We start from the raw sequence: 2,904 nt of genomic DNA, 5'->3' as shown, positions 1-2,904 counted from the left end.
GACGATCTGGCGCACCGGGGAGAACTCGCCAATGCCGTCTTCTTCAAACGCGCCGCCATGGCGCTGGAAACGGATCTCTGCGCCGCCGTCGATGGGGGCAGCCTGGGTGGAGTCATCGGTGATGATGAGTTTATGGCCCTTATCGGTATGCTCGTAGTAGTACAGCAGACCAGCGGCTTCCAGGCGACGGTGGACGTAGTTATGGTCGCTCTCGTCGAACTGAATGGCGTCCGTCATGACCGGGTCGCTGCCGCTGACACGATAATCCCAGTCCGGCAAGGTGCCGTAATCGGCGCAGATGCTGTCGATCTGTTCGCGCAGGGTCTTGCCGTGGAAGATGTAGTTATCCTTGCGCAGGCGCAGGTACTGGGTCCATGGCCCCAGCTTGGCTTGATAGAAGACGATGTTGCCGTCGGTGCGGAGCAGGCGGAATTCGAAGCAGTAGCCGGTGAAGTAGCGCAGGCTGCCGTCGGCTCTCACCAGCTCCACGCAGAACAGCTTGCCTTGCAAATCCTTCAGGGCTAGCTCGGCGTCGTCCGACAATAGTTCCACGGTGTAGTCAAAATCGCGCGACAGGCTTTCGACGGCATCGAGCTTGTTGACCAGCAGCTGCGCTTGCGGACCGTCGTCGTGCGGGAAGGAGAGACGGAGAATACGCTTGTTCTGGCGGCCGTTGATAAGGCTTTGCAAAGTCTGGATGACGTCATTGCTCATGCGATATTCCTATGGCGTGAAAATATTTCGCAAGGGAAATAAAATGTAATTTTAACAAACTCCCGCGAATCGGGGGTTGCTATGTTTCATCACCGGACACAATGCGACGGCGCCGGTCTCTGGCGCCAAAGTGAAACGGCACTGACGGCACCAACGATGAGATATCGTTTCAACAACAATAGTGTCATTGTTTTGCTGACGCTGCAATAGCGCCGGCACAGATCTTCCATGCGGATGACGCCTCTTTAAGCGCCCGCTTGCTGGCGCCACGCCTGAAGCGTGGCGCCGTAAAGACGAATCCGTTCGACCGCAGCCAGCTGTTCACGGCTGCAAAGGGAAATGGCGAAACCTTGCTGCGACCAGCTGCGCGCATGCCAGCCCGGCCCCGACTGCAAGCGCAAGCCGCCAGCCACCAGTTGCGGCAACACAGTCTCTTCACCTTGATGCGAGATCAGTTTATACAGCGCTTCCTTGCAACTCCACAGAGCATAAAATGCCTCTGTTTTTTGGACAGCTGGAAGGCCGGATAGCCAGTCGCTCTCTACCGCGGAAAAAGCGCTGCGGGCCAGAGCGTCGACGTCGCGTCCGGCGTCCAGCGCTTCGATATCGATGCCCAGCGGCGTACCGGCGCTGGCCGCGCAGGCGACCCAGCCGCGGCTGTGCGACAAGCTGAAGTGCGGGGTTAGAGGGCATGTGGGCGGCAACTGCAGCTGCGGCGCCCTGCCCTGGCGCTCGATGATCTCGATTGCCTCGAAGGCGATACCCATCAACTGGGCGACAGCAAAGCGCAGCACGATCCGTCCCAGCAGGAATTCGCGCTGGCGCAGCGGCCGCAGGAAGCGCCGGTAGCGCAACAGTTCAGCTTCGCTCAGATAATCCAGCAAAGCATCGCAGTCAGTCTCGCTCAGCGTATTCGCATCAAGCAGCCAGATGACGGCGGACGGCACAGGCAGGCTCAGTCCAGGCGTTTGAAAATCAGCGAAGTATTGATGCCGCCAAACGCAAAATTGTTCGACATCACATATTCGCATTGCAGTTCCCGCCCCTGGTCGACGATGTAGTCCAGCTCGGCGCACAGCGGATCGAGCTGCTGCAGGTTGATGGTCGGCGCGAACCAGCCGCTGCGCATCATCTCGATGCTGACCCAGGCTTCCAGCGCGCCGCAAGCGCCCAGCGTATGGCCGGTGTAACTCTTCAGCGAGCTGATGGCGGTGTTGCGGGCGAACACGGCAGCGGTGGCATGCGATTCGGCGATGTCGCCCTGTTCGGTGCCGGTGCCATGGGCATTGATATAGCCGATGGCCGAGGCCGGCAAGCCGGCATCCGCCAGCGCCAGCGTCATCGCCACCTGCATGGTGTCGGCGTTGGGATGGGTCACGTGGCAACCGTCGCTGTTGGTACCGAAGCCGACGATTTCAGCATACATTTTTGCGCCGCGCGCACGTGCATGATCGTAGTCTTCCAGGATCAGCGTGCCGGCGCCCTCGCCGATCACCAGGCCGTCACGGCTGCTGTCGAACGGGCTCGGCGTCAGCGCCGGCGTGTCGTTGCGGATGCTGGTGGCGAACAAGGTATCGAACACCGCAGCTTCGGTGGCGCACAGCTCCTCGGCGCCGCCGGCCACCATCACCTGCTGGCGGCCGCTGCGGATCGCTTCGTAGGCATAGCCTATGCCCTGGCTGCCGGAAGTGCAGGCGCTGGAAGTGGTGATGACGCGGCCGGTGATGCCGAAAAACACGCCGATGTTGACTGGCGCGGTATGCGCCATCATCTTGATATAGGTAGTGGCATTGATGCCGCGGGTGCTGCGCTCTTCCATCATGCGGCCGAAATCGCCGATCGCGGCCGGCGTGCCGGCGGACGAGCCGTAGGCGACGCCGCAGACGCCGCTTTTCAGCAGTGGATCGTCGATCAGTCCGGCGTCGATCAAGGCCAGTTCGCTGGCGCGGGTCGCCATCAGCGCTACCCGGCCCATGCTGCGCATGGTCTTGCGGTTATAGCGCTCCGACAATGAAAATTCGGCGGCAGGCGCCCCCAGTTGCGTGTTCAAGCCATCGTAGTCGGCCCACTCATGCATGCGCACGACGGCGTTGCGATAGCTGCCGAGGTGGTTGCGGATCGCATCCCAGTCGTTGCCGATCGGGCTGATGCCGGCCATGCCTGTCACCACCACCCGGCGTGTCGTAGAAG

General features: G+C 61.2%; 3 protein-coding genes. All 3 read right to left on the bottom strand.

Annotated features, from left to right (window positions below):
* A partial coding sequence (locus VNZ65_RS16935) for a type VI secretion system Vgr family protein (RefSeq protein WP_325671035.1) occupies positions 1-714 on the bottom strand: 714 nt, incomplete at its 3' end.
* Positions 715-959: 245 nt separating this feature from the next.
* A complete protein-coding gene (locus VNZ65_RS16930) occupies positions 960-1,661 on the bottom strand; it encodes a 4'-phosphopantetheinyl transferase family protein (protein ID WP_325671033.1) in 702 nt (233 codons plus the stop codon).
* An 8-nt stretch (positions 1,662-1,669) separates the two neighbouring features.
* Positions 1,670-2,904: beta-ketoacyl-ACP synthase (locus VNZ65_RS16925; protein WP_325671031.1), on the bottom strand; the 1,235-nt coding region annotated here is incomplete at its 5' end.

This window comes from Collimonas sp. (genome assembly GCF_035566555.1).
Taxonomy (GTDB): Bacteria; Pseudomonadota; Gammaproteobacteria; order Burkholderiales; family Burkholderiaceae_D; genus Collimonas.
The sequence above is the reverse complement of the archived record's forward strand: the minus strand, read 5'-3'. Positions and strand labels throughout refer to the sequence as shown.